Origin of the sequence: Pseudoalteromonas sp. S1608 (assembly GCF_005887265.1) — a bacterium.
GTDB classification, from domain to species: domain Bacteria; phylum Pseudomonadota; class Gammaproteobacteria; order Enterobacterales; family Alteromonadaceae; genus Pseudoalteromonas; species Pseudoalteromonas undina.
Window position 1 is genome coordinate 61,984 of sequence record NZ_PNDK01000019.1, and the last position, 17,643, is coordinate 79,626.

Here is a 17,643-nt window from a genome sequence, read left to right on the forward strand (position 1 = left end):
TTAAATAAAGCAATTATGGTCAATGCTATTCGTCGCTATATTATTTACTCAATAGCGCATGGTTGCTACATTCAAGTGAATGAAAATAATTATAATGACTTAAACATGAAAAAACATTTACTAACTGCATCAATCGCATTTCTGAGTTTAACCAGCGCAAATACACTAGCCACAACCTATATATCGGCCAAAGCTTTGCTAGATGTTGAAACAGGCGAACTTAAAGCTAATCCGTTGATTGCCATAGATAACGGTGTTATTAGCCAAATCCAATTTAATAAAAAGCCCAAGCTTAGCAGTAATGATGAACTGATAAATCTACAAACGCTTACCCTGTTGCCAGGGTTAATGGACATGCACGTACATTTAACCAGCGATCCAACAGTGTCTCGTAGTGAACGTTTAGGGCAATCTGTTCCGCGAATGGCCATTAAAGCCAGCTATTTTGCTAAGCAAACCTTAGAAGCTGGATTTACTACAGTAAGGAACTTAGGTGCTGAGGGCTACAGTGTTATTGCGGTGCGAGACGGTGTGAATGCAGGTGATATTATCGGCCCACGCATTTGGGCTGCAGGGCCTTCTTTGAGTATTACTGGTGGGCACTGCGATAATAATCGCTTACCTCCAGAGATGAAATATACTGCCACTGGCGTTGCGGATGGTCCGTGGGCTGTGCGTATTAAAGTGCGTGAAAATATAAAATATGGCGCTAATGCAATTAAACTATGCGCCACAGGCGGTGTATTCTCTAAAGGAACAAAAGTCGGCATACAGCAATACGCCTTTGAAGAAATGAAAGCCATTGTTGATGAAGCGCACATGCGTGAATTACCTGTTGCCGCTCACGCACATGGAACTAACGGTATTAAAACGGCAATAAAAGCCGGTGTAGATAGTGTTGAGCACGCTAGCTTTTTAGACGATGAAGCAATTGCGCTTGCAAAAGAGCATGGAACTTGGCTGTCTATGGATATTTATAATACAGAGTATACGCTGAGCTTTGGTGAGCAAAATGGCGTTGATGAAGAAAACCTAAATAAAGAACGTCTGGTATCAAAAAAACAACGCGATAGTTTTAAACGCGCGGTTGAAGCGGGTGTAAACATGGTGTTTGGAACCGACGCAGCTATTTACCCGCATGGCGATAACGCTAAGCAGTTCTCGCGAATGGTTGAATTTGGTATGAGTGAATTACAAGCCATCCAAGCCGCAACCATTAATAGTGCTAAATTATTAAAAGCTGATAAACAACTAGGGCAAATTAAAACTGGCTTTGCAGCTGATATTATAGCGGTAGACACTAACCCATTAAAAAACATTTCTACACTAGAGCAGATCCCATTCGTTATGAAAGCGGGTGTGGTTTACAAACAGTAAACCCAAAACGTCTCTATAAGGTTGGGCTGCGCTCAACCTTAACAGTTTTTTGCAAATGTAGCAAAGCAGCTCATTTAACCATCAATTTTTTATTTAAAATAATCTTTCCGTTAAACCAACTAACTACTGTAATACTCCATTGAAATTTTCAAATATGATTACTTTTAAATCACATTGAATAACAATCAAGCAAGCGTACCTATTAAAGTAAAAAAAATTGAACTTTTTATTTAATTTTAAAATGATAACCATTATCATTCGCGAAAATTAACAAATGCGAATGGTTATCAGTTTATGAAAAGGTTTCAATACTCTCTCCTCACTCTGGCGTGCTTAAACGCAAGTTTAGCAATGGCTAACGAGTCACAAGTTAATTCAGATATTGAACGAATTAGCGTTTACGAGCAACAAAACCATGTGGTTTTAAACTCAGGCCTTGCCACCAAGTCTGACATGTCGTTAATGGAAACGCCGGCCCCTATCGTCGTCGTAGATCAAGAGCTGATAAATTCACAAGGTGTAGATAACCTCCAAGATTTAGCCCGCAATATAAGTGGTGTAACACAAGCAGGTAATAACTATGGCATTGGTGACAATCTAGTAGTGCGTGGATTAGGTGCAAACTATACCTACGATGGTATGTACGGTGGTGCGGGTTTAGGCAATACCTTTAACCCTACACGTTCGCTAACCAATGTTGAAGCTGTTGAAGTGCTCAAAGGTCCTGCTACAGGTTTATATGGCATGGGCAGTGCTGGCGGTGTTATAAATTTAATTGAAAAAAAACCGCAGTTTGAAGCTCAACACTCAGTGCAAGCCGAGGTTGGGCAATGGAACACCTATTCACTCTCTTTTGATAGCACCGATGCGATTAGTGATAATTTGGCCTACAGGGTCAACTTTAAAACTGCACGCAGCGACGGCTACCGTGATTTAAAAGATGACAGAGATGAAATTTATAGCTCACTAAAATATGTTTTCGATGACAAGCAAGACATTATGCTTTCAGCGGCTTATATAAAAGATGCCATTGCTGTTGATTCCGTTGGCCACCCTATCCGCATTTATAACGCACAGTCGGTCAATGGCAAAACCGCCGGCCAAGTAACCGGCGATGATTTAGTAAACGACCCAACAATGGAAGGTTTGCAATTAACCACAGCCCAACGTCAACAATTAGCGGACTCTTTAGCAGCGTCCGATGGCTTAACCCCTTATAAATTTGGTCATCGAGGGATAATCTCCCCAATGGCGAAAGATAACGAAGGCGAAGAACTGCGTTTTAAGTTAACACATAACTATTACCTAACTGATGATTTGTTTTTAAACCAACAACTGCAATATCGTAACTATGAGTCAAGCTTCTCTCGTCAAACGGGTGCTTATAACTATGTTTATTGGAACCATAAAGGGGTAATTAATGCAAACCCACGTGCTCCACTCGTTATAGATGATGTGCTCTACCCATTTGCTGCACGTCGTCAACAATATCGACAAGTACAAGCCGATGAAAAATCATGGCAATACTTTGCAGACTTACGTTATGACTTTAACCTAGTTGATATAGATAATGAGCTATTAGTAAATGCTAATTACGAAGACCGCGATATCCGTTTTACACAATATTCTATTTGGGATAAAGACTATATCCTCAAAGATGAAAATGGCGATGTAACATACCAGGGGTCGCTGCCATATATTTTAGATATACGTACGCCAAAGTGGGAAGACGCTAAATTTAGCGATTATGATCCACTTAAAACCAGTAACTATAATAAAAAAGTACAAGCTTGGGGATTAGGCTTACAGCATGTAGCCTATATTAACGACACGTTTACCACTCGAGTGGGTATTGCTTATAACGAAATCACCCAAAAATATGAGCACCTAGGAATAGATGCCCGTTATCGCGCAAGTGCCGCAGCCGCCACACCAGAGGCCAGCACTTCAGATAACGGCTTAACCTACAACCTTGGTGCGACTTATAAGCCAAGTGATGATATCTCACTATTTATCAATCATTCTAAAGGTCGCACAACGTATAGTGTTTTAGGCTCTGTTACTGGTAATGAAGCAGATCGTGATGATGCCGAATCTCTCAGTACTGACTTAGGTATCAGAGTGAAAGGCTTTGACGATCAGCTACTCGCCTCACTCGTCGTATTTGATACCGCACGTACTAATTTAGAATATGATAACCCAGCATTTGATGACGATAAACCCAACCCATCAATCCCTGAAAGCTTATTTGATGGCGAAGAAAAAACCCGAGGTGTGGAGCTTGATTTAAATGCTTATCTAAATGAGCAGTGGAAAGTCAATATCAATGGTGTTTACCAAGATGCCCGCGATAAGAAAAACCCTAACTCCAGCACCTTTGATGCCCGCCAAAAAGGCGTACCTTATGTAACAGCAAGTACATGGTTAACCTACAACGCACAGTGGTTTGAACTTTCACAGCCATTAAAAATAAGTGCCGGTGTTAAATATGTTGATGACCGCAGTACTAACTCCACAGCATTCGGTATTCCAGATGGCTACGTAGCGAGTTATACAGTGTATGATGCAGGATTGAGCTACAATACAGATAAATGGGGTGTACAGCTAAACTTATATAATTTGTTTAATAAAACTTACTATTCAAAAGCCATGTTTTTAGGTGGTATGCCAGGTGAAGAACGCAACGCTAAATTGACCTTGAGTTATAAACTGTAAGCTATCCTAACTATAGTATTTGAAGCGCACAATTTGTGCGCTTTACATACTTTTTTATTAAATAGTCACAACAATCCGACCATTGATTTCGCCTTTCAACATATCGTCAAAAATTTCATTAATATCTTCAAGTTTTTTCTCTTCAATGATGGCTTTTACTTTGCCTTGCGCAGCAAATTCAAGACATTCTTGCAGGTCTTTTCGCGTACCTACAATAGAGCCAACCACTGAAACACCATTTAATACGGTGTCAAAAATTGGCAATGGCATGTCTTCAGGCGGTAATCCAACCAATACACATTTCCCCCCTCGGCGAACACTTTTATAAGCTTGTTCAAAACCTGGTTTTGATACTGCCGTACAAACAACAGCATGCGCGCCACCTACTTGCTCAAAAATGGCCTCACTGGGCACCACTTCTTTAAAATCAAGCGTAATATCAGCACCCAACTCTTTAGCTAGCGCCATTTTCTCTTTACCAGTATCTACCGCAATAACATTAAAGCCCATTGCTTTTGCATATTGCACTGCTAAGTGCCCTAAACCACCCACACCGACAATAGCAACCCATTGACCTGGTTTAGCGCCAGACACTTTTAAAGCTTTATACGTTGTTACGCCGGCACAAAATAAGGGGGCAGCTTCAGCAAAACCTAAACCTTCCGGTATTTTGATGATGTAGTCACCATGAGCTAAACAGTATTCTGCATACCCACCGTCAATAGAGTAACCAGTATTATGTTGCGATAAACAAAGGGTTTCGCGTCCATCTAAACAAAACTCACAATGGCCACATGCACTGTATAGCCATGGTACGCCTACTCTATCGCCCACTTCTAAGTGCTTAATATTACTTCCTAGTTTTTCTATTACACCAACACCTTCGTGTCCAGGTACTAATGGCATTTTTGGTTTTACCGGCCAATCACCATGACATGCGTGTAAATCAGTGTGGCACACACCACAAGCGGCTATTTTTACTAGGACATCGTTAGGGCCTACTTCTGGAATAGGTAAATCGGTGATCGCTAACTTGCCTTTATATTCTGTATTTATTGCTGCTTTCATAGTCATTCCATCGTTTATAAAAAGTTTATGCTATTTAACAAGGGCGTTAAACGGCAAGATTATGTTGCATACCCGCAACATACCTCACTATAAATGCTTAAATATTAATCTATATCAATCATTAGTCGTAAAACGTGGTTTTTTATCCCAGCTTAAGTCTTGCCATACTTAACCAGCGTGCTAGCATAGATTTCATTTATTTTTGAAACTTGTAACAATGACATTATCAGAAAAAAACTTTGCCTTTGTAATGCATTGTGGTGAGATGGGCAGCCGCTGGGGATTTAATCGCACCATTGGACAAATGTGTGGTTTATTGATTATTACTAAAGATCCAATGACGGCAAATCAAATCGCTGATGCGCTAAGTATCTCTCGCGGTAACGTGAGTATGGGGATCAAAGAATTACAATCTTGGCAGCTGATCAAAGTAATGCATATCCCAGGAGATAGAAAAGAGTACTATGCCCCTGCAGGCGATATTTGGGATATGGCAAATCGCGTATTCGAAGAGCGCAAAAAACGTGAAGTTGAGCCTACACTGAGCTTACTCCGAGATAACTTACTAGACGAAGCAAGTAACGACGATGAAATTTATGCTCAAAAACAAATGGGCGAAATCCATAACTTACTTGAAACAGTAACTAAATGGTCCTCAGAATTACAACGTTTAACTCCTGAGCAGCTTAATAAGCTAATGAAACTAGGTTCAGGGATTGGCAAAGTCATTGACCTAAAAGATAAAATATTTAAAAAAGAAGTTTAGTCGATATGTAACTCACAAAAAAGCCGCAATTTGCGGCTTTTTTTAGTTATTTGCTTTAGCTTAAATCTTTGGGTAAGCAATTCTATCTGACAAATAGCCCACGCTAGTTGCAAAGTAATATGACCGATTCCAGTGCATAAATACCTTGTAGTTGTCGTATGCTAAATACATGCGCCCATTTACATCATCAGGCATCACTAGTGCAGCATCCACAGCAACATTTGGTAAATCGCTGCCATCAGCACGACGAACCCCTAATGCTTGCCAATCAGCGAGTGAGCGCTCTGAATTGTTCCAATATTCAAGCCATTGCTTACGTGTTTTAGTACCGCGCTTTAAAATATACTGCTGGTCAAAATCAGCAGGTAATTGAACTTGGCGACCCCAGGTTAAGTTGTCATTCCAACCCTCTTGCTTTAAGTAATTAGCAATAGAGGCAAACGCGTCTTCCTTGGTTGTCCAAATATCTTTGCGGCCATCATTGTTGTAATCTACAGCATAGGCATTAAATGAGGTTGGCATAAATTGAGTTTGCCCCATTGCACCTGCCCATGAGCCTTTAAATTTATCAAGCGTAATATGACCCGACTTTAATATATCCAGTGCAGCCCATAATTGGCGTTTGTATAGTGCTTCACGGCGTCCATCAAATGCTAGTGTTACCAACGATGAAATCACGTTGTGGCCACCTTGAATGGCACCAAAATTACTCTCTAAGCCCCAAATAGCCACGATAAAGCGTGCTTGAACACCAAAGTCTTTTGCGACCTTCTCTAAAACTTCTTGGTTTTCTTTATATAATTTACGCGCACGATCAATTTTCCATTGAGGCACACGTTTTGGTAAATATGTTTCCAGTGTTTCTTTTACTTCAGGCTGATTTTTATCTGCAGAAATCACTTTTTCTTTATAAGATGCAGTGGCAAATGCTTGCTCAATTAACTGAGTATCGTAGCCTTTAGCTATTGCCTCTTGCTTTAAATTAGTAAGGTATTGTTGAAACTCAGCTTGGGTTTTTGCCATCACCGATGAGCTTAAACATACACCACACAATACAACTGCTAATTTTTTAATCACTATCTACTCCATTTTGTTTTCTTAATTGACTCAGCAAGTTTTCCTCTGGTGGCGGAATTTGTAAATAATAGCCTTGGTCGCTAAGCGACTGTTTTAAAGTGTCTAAATCCGCTACGCCTAATTGAGTTCGCTTAGCTAAGTTAATGATCATCACGTACTGAGGTTGACCAAACATGGCCATTAAAGGTTCCGGAACTTTACTAAAATCGTCTCTTTTTTCAATAAATAAGAAAGTATCTGCTTTTTTCTTACTTTTATATACCGCAGTTAGCATTATGGCCCTATAAAATCTTGCTTAACAGTGCTACACACTATAACATGGCAATAATAATAAGTTATAAAAATTAGTGTGGAAACTTTAATAAAAGCCTTGTTCAGCCTAGGTTTATATAATGTTACATGCTAACTAGACAATCCAGTTGAGCATCTATGTCGGACCAAATTTTTGAGCTAAAAGGCAACCTTTTTACGTTATCAGTTTTACATCTTTATAGTACTGATATTAACCTTTTAGCAGAACAACTGTATGTAAAAATAGCCCAAGCCCCAAAATTCTTTGAGGGTGCCCCCATTGTCGTTAATTTAATTGAAGTAAAAAACAGCACAATCGACTTTGTTCATTTAAAATCACTTATTGAACGCATGAGCTTTAATGCGGTGGGTGTATGTAATGGTTCGGATGAGCAACACAAACAAGCAAAAGCTGCAGGGTTATCTGTTTTAAACTATTCACAAGACGTTAAGAGTGAACCCGCAAGAGTAGAGCCTAATACGTCAGTGGTTGAAAAAACCGTGTATTTACCAGCACAAATTATTAATGGTGCAGTACGCTCAGGCCAACAAGTTTACGCCAAAGACCGTGATTTAGTGGTGTTAGGTGCAGTAAGCCATGGTGCAGAAGTGATTGCCGATGGTAATGTACACATTTATGGAACTCTACGCGGCCGTGCTATTGCCGGTGCAAAAGGGCTAGAAAACGCATATATATTTTGTAATAAATTAGAAGCAGAACTCGTTTCAATCAATGGTAATTACTGGATCAGTGACTCACTGCAAGGTGAACACTGGGGTAACGCAGTTCAAATACAACAAAAAAATGAATCTTTAGAAATTTCAGCTTTGGTTAAAGGATAAATCTCATGGCAAAAATAATTGTCGTTACCTCGGGTAAAGGGGGTGTTGGTAAAACAACATCAAGCGCAGCAATTGGTACAGGCTTAGCACTAAAAGGCTACAAAACTGTTATCATCGATTTTGATATCGGCTTACGTAATTTAGACCTAATTATGGGTTGTGAACGTCGCGTAGTGTATGACTTCGTTAATGTAATCAATGGCGAAGCCAACCTTAACCAAGCACTCATAAAAGATAAACGTGTAGAGAAGTTATTTTTACTTCCTGCATCACAAACACGCGATAAAGATGCACTCACACGCGAAGGTGTTGAACGTGTACTTAATGAATTAAAAGAAGACTTTGACTACATAGTCTGTGATTCTCCGGCAGGTATTGAAGCCGGTGCAATGATGGCAATGTACTTTGCTGATGAAGCAATTGTAACCACTAATCCAGAGGTTTCATCAGTACGAGATTCTGATCGTATACTTGGAATTTTACACAGTAAATCTAAACGCGCCGAAGAAGGTTTAGAAAACATTAAAGAGCATTTGCTAATAACACGCTATAATCCAGATCGTGTAACAAAAGGTGAAATGCTATCTGTTGAAGATATCCAGGACATTTTAGCCATCGACTTACTAGGTGTCATACCTGAATCTCAAGCAGTACTTAGTGCATCTAACTCAGGACAACCCGTTATCCTTGATAGCGAATCTGACGCAGGCCAAGCTTATGCCGATGCGATCAGTCGTTTATTAGGTGAAACGGTTGAATTTAGATTTTTAGATGTTGAGAAAAAGGGTTTATTCAAACGGATATTTGGAGGTTAATGTGTCTTTACTTGACTACTTCCGCTCAGAAAAGAAAAACAGTGCGTCATTAGCAAAAGAGCGATTGCAGATCATTGTCGCGCACGAACGTTCTCAGCGTGGTACACCTGATTACTTGCCGCAATTAAAGCAAGATATATTAGATGTCATTCGTAAGTACGTAAATGTAGGCGCCGATGCGGTTCAAGTTCAGTTTGATCAAAATGAAGACGATTTAGCCGTACTCGAGCTCAATGTCACATTACCTGACGAAGAAAAGAAATAACAAACAAGGGCGCTAAGCGCCCTTTTTATTTGTTTATCACTCGCCTTTATGACTTTAATTATCCCACTCTTTTAGAGCATCTTTAACAAAGTCATAGCGCCATGAACTGAGTAAATCTGGCTTTATGTGATTTAATTTTTGCTCATCTGTTAGCTTCCAATTCCAACTAATTAGCTGATTAATTTGCTTTTTAGATGCCATGACGTCTTCTGGTATATTGTGCTCTTTAGCAACTTTCGTAATTTTTTGTTTGATTTCTTTCGCTACTTTTTTATACGTAGGAAAATCAATTAAACGTTTGAGTACTTGTGGGTGCAGCTCAGGTGGAACTGTTTTAGCCTGCTCAATGCACTTTAAAATTTCAACCCCTGAACGATTCACTTCAATAGGCTCAACACCCGGAATTTGTCTTAGCGCGTTTAAACTCGACGGGCCTCGTTTAGCTATTTCAGTCATGTTGTGCTCTTTAAGAACAAAATTAAGCGCTAGATTTTTTCGAATTGCTTTATTTCTTCGCCACACAGCTAACTCTTTAAGTACCACTAATTCATGCGGCTTAAGCTGCCATGCATTTTTAATCTCTTTATAAAGTAACTCATCTGGTGTTTGAAAAGCACGCTTGTTTGCCACTAATTCACTTTCGTTAATAACAATATCAAATAAATCGGCCGCTTTAATGCTGTCTATAATTAACTCAAAACAGGGCAGTAAGTGAAACGTATCGGCCGCAGCGTATTCAAGTTGTTTTTGAGTGAGGGGACGTTGTAACCAATTGGTACGCGATTCACTTTTATCAATTTCAATATTCAACAAGGTTTTTACCATTAAGGCAAATCCCATACAGTTACCCTCGCCTAATAGCTGAAGTGCAAACTGAGTATCAAACAATGGATAAGGAACAAAACCTGCGTATTTTTGAAAAACCTCAATATCTTCAGAAGGAGAATGAAGTACTTTTAACACGTTTGGATCTTTAAGTATCTGCCAAAAATCAAATAAGGAAAGCTCTGCAAGCGGGTCGATAAGTGCTAAATGTTCGCCATCATAAACTTGAATGAGTGCAACTTCGGGATACAAAGTACGGCGGCGCATAAACTCGGTATCAATAGCAAGAATGGGTTTGTTTTTTATTTGTTCTACAAACGTATTTAGCTCATTTTGGGTTTGGATCAATTGGTAGTGCACTGAGTCTCCTACAATAAAAAAGCCGACATATGTCGGCTTTTTTATAGTTGCTAATCTTTTAAGGCTCTTCTGAGAATTTTACCCACGTTAGTTTTGGGTAACTCATCCTTAAACTCAACGAGTTTAGGAACCTTATAATTAGTTAAATTATCACGACAATGTTTTATTATATCTTTTTCAGTTAAAGAAGGGTCTTTTTTCACAACAAAAACTTTAACTTGTTCACCACTAATGTCATGAGGAATACCAATTGCAGCAACTTCTAATACACCTTCGTGCATTGCAACCACTTCTTCAATCTCATTTGGGAAAACATTAAAGCCTGAAACAATAATCATGTCTTTTTTACGGTCAACAATATAGAAGAAACCTTCATCATCGTACGTCGCAATATCACCGGTTGCAAACCAACCATCTTTTAAACATTCAGCGGTTGCGTCTGGGCGATTATAGTAACCAAGCATAACTTGAGGGCCTTTAACCCATAGCTCGCCTGGCTCACCTTTAGCCGCTTCTTCACCGTTATCAAGCATTAACTTAATATCTGTACTTGGCGCAGGTAAACCAATAGAGCCATTATATGCCTCTAAATCATATGGGCTAATTGTTACTAATGGAGCACATTCAGTTAAGCCATAGCCTTCCATTAATTTAGTATTGGTCACTTTTTGCCACTTTTCTGCAACAGGACGTTGTACCGCCATACCGCCACCCAATGACATTTTAAGGTGACTAAAATCAAGTTCAGAGAAACCAGGAGTGTTTAATAAGCCATTAAATAGAGTATTAACCCCTGTAATAGCAGTAAATTTATGCTGGCTCAGCTCTTTTACAAATCCAGGCATATCACGTGGATTAGTAATTAAAACGTTTAAACCACCGTATTTCATAAATGCCAAACAGTTAGCTGTTAGCGCAAATATATGATAAAGCGGAAGCGCGGTAATAACCACTTCACTACCACGATCAAGTACTTTGTCTAAACAACCAGACACTTGTTCAAGGTTGCCTACCATATTGCCATGGCTCAACATTGCGCCTTTAGATACACCGGTAGTTCCACCTGTGTACTGTAAAAAAGCTAAGTCACTTAGATTGACGTCTGGGCGTGTGTAACCATTTGGATCAGCTTTTAATAAATCACAAAATTTAATCGTGTTAGGTAACGTGTAACTTGGCACCATTTTTTTGAAATGCTTAACTACAAAATTAACTAAATGCTTTTTAAGACCCCCCATCATGTCACCTACTTGGGTAACCACAATGTGTTTCACGTCAGTGTTAGGCAGCGCTTTTTCAAGCGTATCAGCAAAGTTAGCTAGTATAAATATTGCCGATGTTTCAGAATCTTTTAACTGATGCTCTAGCTCACGTACGGTGTAAAGTGGATTAACGTTAACCACAACGCACCCTGCGCGTAAAATACCTAAAATAGCAATAGGGGTTTGCAACAAGTTAGGCATCATCACAGCCACTTTATCGCCTTTTTTTAGCCCTAAGTCGTTTTGAATATAGGCGGCAACACGTTTCGTTGCTGCATCTATTTCGTTGTATGACAATGTTTTACCCATATTTGTAAATGCAGGTAAATCTTTGTATTCATTAAAACTTTTTTCAAACACTTCGAGTAACGAGTTGTAGTGCTCAGGATCGATTGTTTCAGGCATACCTTCTGGGTAGCGCTTAAGCCAGATTTTTTCCACTCTTAGCCCCTGTTTATAATTATATTTTTATTAACCTTAATCTAAGTAAGGCACTTTCACAATTGAGCAAATACTCTAATCTAGAGATAATCCCACATTTATCGGTAATATACAATTAACATGCACTACTTTGCACCATAAATGCGTGAATGTGTTCAAAACATAGCCCACTACTTTGCATATGGCAATGATGTCCACCGGGCACATCTATTACACTCAAGTTATTGTAATATTTACTATACTTGTCTAGATTTTGTTTTACAAATGGATAACCTTTATCACCTAATATTAATTGACATGGTGCAATTAATTCTTTTATTGCACCAATACATTGCGCTTCATCAAATCTAAAACCTGAGTGATTTTTAAGCTTAGGATCAGTTGTTAACTCAAACCCACTGTGCATTTGTTTTATATTTCTGTCCATCAACAACGCGATTAATTCATCATTTAAATCAGTTGTTTTTGCACGCGCTTGATAAATTTGTTCTTTAGAAGTGTATGTCCTTGATTTTTTAATCGTTAACCGTGCCCTGTTAAGTATGGCATTTCTTAGCTGTGAAGCGACTTCATTTGCTTGCGTGGTAACGCAGCCAATTCCTTCAATAAAAGAAACGGATTTAACATACTCGTTAAAACAACTCGCAAATAAACCCGCGACCATCGCCCCCATCGAATGCCCGACCAAGTGTACCTTTTTTAATTTAAGCGCTGTGATTAAGGCATACACATCATCCACATAATCAATAAAGTAGTAATGTGCCTGAGGGCTTCGCCAAGATGATAGTCCATGCCCTGCAAAATCAATACAATACCATGTTTGATTTGACGGTACGTCAGTTAGCATAGGTGCAAAGCTAGCACTGTTATCTAACCAACCGTGAAGCGCAATAACAACCTCTTCACCGTCTCCAAATTTAAGGCCATGTATATCTAAGTCGTTAGCTTTGACAGAAAATGGTTGCAATGCAAACCTCTACTTTTTATTTGGTTATAGCAGTAACATACAAGAGTTAATACACAAATAATAGAACCGAGCTTGAAGAGCACACACTTAAATTGCGAGATTTCATAACATATTCATTTATTTATCTGGTCATCAGTATACAATAATAGTCGCTATTAAAATAAGTACACTTAAAGGGTACACACAATGAAAAAACAGTTCGGCTTATTAGCGCTTTTATGTACAACAACAGGAGCATTTGCTCAAACAGCGCCTAAAAATGTTATTTATATGATTGGTGATGGCATGGGTCCCGCTTTCACAACCGCTTATCGATATTACAAAGATGACCCAACAACAAAAGAAATAGAAACCACCGTTTTTGATACCATATTAAAAGGCATGGCGCACACGTATCCAGATGACCATACCTATGTTACAGACAGCGCAGCAGGTGCAACTGCACTTAGCAGCGGCCATAAAAGTTATAATGGCGCTATTGCCGTCGATACAGCTAAAAAGCCTGTTAAAACCATGCTAGAAATTGCAAAAGAGCAAGGAATGACAACAGCTTTAGTAGCTACCTCACAAATAAACCATGCAACACCAGCAAGTTTTGCCGCACATAATGAATCAAGAAGAAACTACGATGATATCGCTAATGACTACATTGACAATAAAATTGCAGGTAAATTACCGGTAGATTTAATGTTAGGCGGTGGTACTCAATACTTTATTCGTGATGACAGAAACTTAGTAGACGAATTTAAACAAGCTGGTTATCAATATGGCGATGATATTCAAAACCTTGGCCAAATCACTCAAGTGCCTGCTATAGGTTTATATGCACCTAAAGGCTTACCGTTTGCTCTTGATGAAAACCCAACAAGATTAAAGCAGTTAACTTCTAAAGCGTTTGATTTGCTTGATGGGCAAAATGATAAAGGCTTTTTTGTGATGATTGAAGGTAGCCAAATTGACTGGTGTGGTCACGCAAACGACATTGCCTGTGCAATGGCTGAAATGGATGACTTTGCTAAATCAATCGAAACGGCTAAAGCCTATGTAGATAACAACCCAGACACTATTTTAGTGATCACGGCAGACCACTCAACAGGCGGTTTAACTATTGGTGCACATGGCCAATATAAATGGGAAACAGATGTCATCAAAGGTGTAAAAGCCACTGCGGGCACATTGACCAAATTACTAATGGAGTCAGATAATCTTAAAGCGGTATGGCAGGAAAATACGAGCATTGAGTTTACAGCTGAAAACGAAATTAAGCTTAATCAAGCCAAAGCTATGGGTTTAAAAACGCTCAATTTGGCCGTTAAAAGCATTATTAATGACTTAAGCTTTACAGGTTGGACAACAGGCGGTCACACAGCGTCTGATGTACAAGTATTTGCTTATGGCAAAAATAGTGATGACTTTGTTGGCTCTCAAAATAATACCGATATAGCTAAAAAATTGATTGGTTACATAGAACAATAATCTCAGTAATGAAATTAAAAAAGCCCGAATGATTCATTCGGGCTTTTTTGTTTTTTTTAATCTTAGCTAAGCGTATATATCAACACCAATTAAGCTTTGAACTTCAGCTCTTCGCTCTAAATTAGCAAACTCAGTATAAGTAGAAATCGCTTTGCTTACTTGAGCACTGGGTTGATCGTAAATAGTTTGGCTGTATTGGGTATCTTTGCTGTTCGCTTTTGTAAACTCTTTTGCAAGTTCAAGCCCTTCTGGGCTGCTTTTGACATAATCGGTATTAGTTTTTTGTGGTTTGGCTTGCTCTACTACTCGTTCAGGCTGCGCCGGAACTGCCGAAGTAGAACGCACCTTAGCAGGTATATCACCTGTAAAAAAACCTGAACTTATAGGTAGCGACACAGCGCTTCTCCAACCAACAACATACTTAAATTATGATTTAAAATCGCTTAATTTGCAAACAACCGTGTTTGTTTATTCACGGCCCGGTAATTTTTTCCATGTTACCGTATCACGCACATACTTTGGTTGTGCATCACTGGCTTTTACACCCTTACCTGCAAGGTACTGCGCCTCTACGAGTGCCAACATATACTGTGCATCCGGTAAGGTTACTTCAGGCTGTATGGTTACATTATTAAATGGAGTTAGTGCATCAGGGTAACTTTTAAAACCAGTCCCCACGGCTGCAGCATCGATATTTGAATCTATCAAAGTTGCATCTAACAATTCAGGTTTGAATACTCGCTCTTCGCCTTTAAGTGTCATCAATCCATCTTTTGCGTGGTATTGAGCAAAGTAGATTTCTCCCATACGCGCGTCAATACTAGAATAAACATCGTTAGCACCAAACTGTTCAAACGCCTGTTGTGCCATGACTGCTAAAGTGGATACCCCAACTAATGGTAAATTAGTTGAATACGCAAGACCTTGGGCAATGGCTACGCTTATACGCACGCCAGTAAAGCTACCTGGCCCTTGGCCAAATCCTATTACGTCTAAATCTTTTAATTTACAGCCGGCTTTACCAAGTAGCTCATCAATAAGTGGCAGAATTTTTTGGCTATGCTGCTGCGGACACTCTTCAAAATGATGAAATGTTTTACCCTGATAATGCAAAACAATTGATAATGCTTCAGTAGAGGCATCTAGGGCGAGAATGTTACTTTTGATCATTTTTGTACTCAATTAATATGTTTTAAAAATGTATTGGCATCTTCTAAGCTACGTGTACGGCGCATTGGCGGTAAACTCTTTAAAAATACTTGTCCATATTGGCGTGTAACTAAGCGATTATCGCAAATCACTAACACGCCTTTATCTTTGTTGTCTCTTATTAAGCGACCTACCCCCTGCTTTAAGGCAATCACCGCTTGAGGTAATTGAATATGCGCAAACGGGTCTTTGCCTTGCATTTGGCAATCTTGCATTTTAGCTTGTAGTAAAGGGTCATCAGGTGCAGCAAATGGCAGTTTATCTATAATAACACAGCTTAAGGTACTACCTCGTACATCAACCCCTTCCCAAAATGACGCGGTGCCCAGCAATACCGCATTACCATGGCGAGTAAATTTTTCTAGTATAATTCGTTTAGACATTTGCCCTTGCATATAAACTGGGTAGTCCATTTGCGTAGTTAAGCCCTCAGCCACTAAATGCATCATACGGTAACTGGTAAATAACACAAAACAACGCCCTTTAGCCGACTTAATAAGCTCTAAGGTTAATTTTACAATCGCATGGGGCATATTATCTTCATGCGATTGTGGTAAATAACGAGGTAAGCACAGCAACGCCTGATTCTCATAATCAAACGGGCTATCTACCATCATACTTTGCTTTGGTTTTAAGCCAAGGCTCGCATTAAAGTGGCTCAGTTCATTGTCGACCGATAACGTGGCCGAGGTAAATACAAACCCCGCACCAGATTCTTTCATCATTAAAGCAAATTTAGCCGATACATTCAGAGGCGTAATATTAATAGTTAAATAGCGCCTCGTGGTTTCGTACCAGTAACTAAAACCTGTTTGAGCAGTATCGAATACGCGCTCTAACTGACCTTTAAAAGCCAATACTCGTTCAAACGGATGTTCTACTTTATCACTTCGCTCTAAGCATAACTTTAATACCTGATACACAAACTCTAAATCACTAATAACCCGGTGTAAGGCCGAGCAAATAAGCTTATTACTGAGCTTTTCACGCCAGTCACCTCGGCTGCCATCTACTCCAAACTGCAGCCTTAAATCAGCGACACTGGTTTCAAGTTTATTTAAACTTTTGCCTAATTGCAGCATGTCTGGAATTTCAGCGCGATAAATAGCGCGCAAATCGTTAATTAAATCCACCAGCTTTTTGGTGCTCATGGTTTCGCCAAAATAGTCACTGGCAATTTCACTTAATTGATGGGCTTCATCAAATATGTAGGCATCTGCATTGGGCATTAGCTCTGCAAAACCAGATTCCTTTACCGCCATATCAGCAAAAAACAAATGGTGATTTATTACCACAACATCGGCATCCCCGGCTTTTAAACGCGCTTTGCGAATATAGCATTCTTGAAAGTCTGGGCACTCTTTGCCTAAACAGTTATCTGCAGTCGAGCTTACATACGGCAACACTTTGGCATCTTCTTCAATACCAATACAATCAGCTAAATCGCCGCTGTGAGTTTCACTGGCAAATTTAGCAACCATAGCGAGCTGATGCATTACATCAGGGTCGTCTGTTGGTACGTGTGCCACATGTTGAGTTAGTCGATACGTACACAAATAATTGGCACGCCCTTTTAACAAGGCCGTTTTTTTAGCTGCACCTAAGGCTTTTACTAATACGGGTAAATCGCGGTGATAAAGCTGCTCTTGCAGTGCTTTAGAACCGGTTGAAATAATCGTTTTGCCCTTAGATTTAAGAGCGGGAGCTAAATAAGCAAAGGTTTTACCTGTGCCAGTGCCTGCCTCAACAACAAGTTGAGATCGGGTTTTTAATGCATCCTCAACCGCCACCGCCATATCGATTTGAGGCTGGCGTGGTGTGTATCCATCTATTGATAAAGCCAAAGGCCCGGTCGCACTAAACAGCTGTTTGATAATACCAATCAC

At 39.5% G+C, this 17,643-nt stretch carries 16 protein-coding genes; 7 read left to right on the forward strand and 9 right to left on the reverse strand.

What is annotated here, in order from left to right; translation table 11 throughout:
- The first annotated feature begins 105 nt into the window (after positions 1-105).
- On the forward strand, positions 106-1,377 hold the full coding sequence (locus CWB75_RS10080) for a Xaa-Pro dipeptidase (protein WP_075170356.1): 1,272 nt from the start codon (positions 106-108) through the stop codon (positions 1,375-1,377).
- Between the two features lie 294 nt (positions 1,378-1,671).
- Entirely contained in the window at positions 1,672-4,092 is a 2,421-nt protein-coding gene (locus tag CWB75_RS10085; protein ID WP_138570569.1) for a TonB-dependent receptor, read from the forward strand.
- A 57-nt stretch (positions 4,093-4,149) separates the two neighbouring features.
- Here the strand turns inward: CWB75_RS10085 and adhP are convergent, their stop codons facing one another.
- A complete protein-coding gene (gene adhP, locus CWB75_RS10090) occupies positions 4,150-5,160 on the reverse strand; it encodes an alcohol dehydrogenase AdhP (RefSeq protein ID WP_054201589.1) in 1,011 nt (336 codons plus the stop codon).
- 217 nt (positions 5,161-5,377) lie between these two features.
- Here adhP and CWB75_RS10095 point away from each other — a divergent pair, with 217 nt between their 5' ends.
- Positions 5,378-5,926, forward strand: coding sequence for a GbsR/MarR family transcriptional regulator (locus CWB75_RS10095; protein ID WP_138570570.1), 549 nt, complete (start codon positions 5,378-5,380; stop codon positions 5,924-5,926).
- A gap of 60 nt (positions 5,927-5,986) precedes the next feature.
- On the opposite strand, the gene CWB75_RS10100 is transcribed toward CWB75_RS10095, so the two are convergent.
- Positions 5,987-7,003 carry a lytic murein transglycosylase gene (locus CWB75_RS10100; RefSeq protein WP_054201590.1) on the reverse strand — a complete coding sequence of 339 codons (1,017 nt, stop codon included), beginning with the start codon at positions 7,001-7,003 and terminating at the stop codon, positions 5,987-5,989.
- Positions 6,996-7,277 (reverse strand): YcgL domain-containing protein, encoded by a 282-nt coding sequence (locus CWB75_RS10105; RefSeq protein ID WP_008111526.1) that lies wholly within the window; start codon positions 7,275-7,277, stop codon positions 6,996-6,998. Before CWB75_RS10105 ends, CWB75_RS10100 begins: the two co-directional genes overlap by 8 nt.
- 155 nt (positions 7,278-7,432) lie before the next feature.
- On the opposite strand from CWB75_RS10105, the gene minC reads away from it, so the two are divergent.
- The 3 genes from minC to minE are packed head-to-tail and all read left to right on the forward strand — an operon-like array spanning position 7,433 to position 9,217.
- On the forward strand, positions 7,433-8,137 hold the full coding sequence (gene minC / locus CWB75_RS10110; RefSeq protein WP_008111529.1) for a septum site-determining protein MinC: 705 nt from the start codon (positions 7,433-7,435) through the stop codon (positions 8,135-8,137).
- Between the two features lie 5 nt (positions 8,138-8,142).
- Positions 8,143-8,952 carry a septum site-determining protein MinD gene (gene minD, locus CWB75_RS10115; RefSeq protein ID WP_008111531.1) on the forward strand — a complete coding sequence of 270 codons (810 nt, stop codon included), beginning with the start codon at positions 8,143-8,145 and terminating at the stop codon, positions 8,950-8,952.
- Position 8,953: 1 nt separating this feature from the next.
- Complete coding sequence (gene minE, locus CWB75_RS10120; RefSeq protein ID WP_008111532.1) at positions 8,954-9,217, forward strand: cell division topological specificity factor MinE; 264 nt, start codon at positions 8,954-8,956, stop codon at positions 9,215-9,217.
- Between the two features lie 54 nt (positions 9,218-9,271).
- Here the strand turns inward: minE and rnd are convergent, their stop codons facing one another.
- From rnd to CWB75_RS10135, 3 genes are all read right to left on the reverse strand, one after another.
- On the reverse strand, positions 9,272-10,402 hold the full coding sequence (gene rnd / locus CWB75_RS10125; protein WP_138570571.1) for a ribonuclease D: 1,131 nt from the start codon (positions 10,400-10,402) through the stop codon (positions 9,272-9,274).
- Between the two features lie 50 nt (positions 10,403-10,452).
- Positions 10,453-12,105, reverse strand: coding sequence for a long-chain-fatty-acid--CoA ligase FadD (gene fadD / locus CWB75_RS10130; RefSeq protein ID WP_010388852.1), 1,653 nt, complete (start codon positions 12,103-12,105; stop codon positions 10,453-10,455).
- A gap of 115 nt (positions 12,106-12,220) precedes the next feature.
- Complete coding sequence (locus CWB75_RS10135; protein ID WP_054201592.1) at positions 12,221-13,072, reverse strand: alpha/beta fold hydrolase; 852 nt, start codon at positions 13,070-13,072, stop codon at positions 12,221-12,223.
- A 186-nt stretch (positions 13,073-13,258) separates the two neighbouring features.
- Between CWB75_RS10135 and CWB75_RS10140 the strand changes: the two genes are divergently transcribed.
- The gene (locus CWB75_RS10140; RefSeq protein WP_055012054.1) at positions 13,259-14,548 is read left to right on the forward strand and encodes an alkaline phosphatase; all 1,290 of its coding nucleotides are present in this window, start codon (positions 13,259-13,261) and stop codon (positions 14,546-14,548) included.
- 66 nt (positions 14,549-14,614) lie between these two features.
- On the opposite strand, the gene CWB75_RS10145 is transcribed toward CWB75_RS10140, so the two are convergent.
- From CWB75_RS10145 to yoaA, 3 genes are all read right to left on the reverse strand, one after another.
- Positions 14,615-14,944, reverse strand: a complete 330-nt coding sequence (locus CWB75_RS10145; protein ID WP_138570572.1) for a hypothetical protein — start codon at positions 14,942-14,944, stop codon at positions 14,615-14,617.
- Positions 14,945-15,016: 72 nt separating this feature from the next.
- The gene (gene tsaB, locus CWB75_RS10150; protein ID WP_138570573.1) at positions 15,017-15,718 is read right to left on the reverse strand and encodes a tRNA (adenosine(37)-N6)-threonylcarbamoyltransferase complex dimerization subunit type 1 TsaB; all 702 of its coding nucleotides are present in this window, start codon (positions 15,716-15,718) and stop codon (positions 15,017-15,019) included.
- Between the two features lie 8 nt (positions 15,719-15,726).
- The gene (gene yoaA / locus CWB75_RS10155) at positions 15,727-17,643 is read right to left on the reverse strand and encodes a DNA repair helicase YoaA (RefSeq protein WP_138570574.1); all 1,917 of its coding nucleotides are present in this window, start codon (positions 17,641-17,643) and stop codon (positions 15,727-15,729) included.

What these genes read in the sequence shown, in the direction of transcription:
- minD (WP_008111531.1), top strand. Translation starts at nt 8,143, where the DNA reads ATGGCAAAAATAATTGTCGTTACCTCGGGTAAAGGGGGTGTTGGTAAA.
- CWB75_RS10105 (WP_008111526.1), bottom strand. Translation starts at nt 7,277, where the DNA reads ATGCTAACTGCGGTATATAAAAGTAAGAAAAAAGCAGATACTTTCTTA.
- adhP (WP_054201589.1), bottom strand. Translation starts at nt 5,160, where the DNA reads ATGAAAGCAGCAATAAATACAGAATATAAAGGCAAGTTAGCGATCACC.
- CWB75_RS10095 (WP_138570570.1), top strand. Translation starts at nt 5,378, where the DNA reads ATGACATTATCAGAAAAAAACTTTGCCTTTGTAATGCATTGTGGTGAG.
- tsaB (WP_138570573.1), bottom strand. Translation starts at nt 15,718, where the DNA reads ATGATCAAAAGTAACATTCTCGCCCTAGATGCCTCTACTGAAGCATTA.
- CWB75_RS10140 (WP_055012054.1), top strand. Translation starts at nt 13,259, where the DNA reads ATGAAAAAACAGTTCGGCTTATTAGCGCTTTTATGTACAACAACAGGA.
- CWB75_RS10085 (WP_138570569.1), top strand. Translation starts at nt 1,672, where the DNA reads ATGAAAAGGTTTCAATACTCTCTCCTCACTCTGGCGTGCTTAAACGCA.
- CWB75_RS10080 (WP_075170356.1), top strand. Translation starts at nt 106, where the DNA reads ATGAAAAAACATTTACTAACTGCATCAATCGCATTTCTGAGTTTAACC.
- minC (WP_008111529.1), top strand. Translation starts at nt 7,433, where the DNA reads ATGTCGGACCAAATTTTTGAGCTAAAAGGCAACCTTTTTACGTTATCA.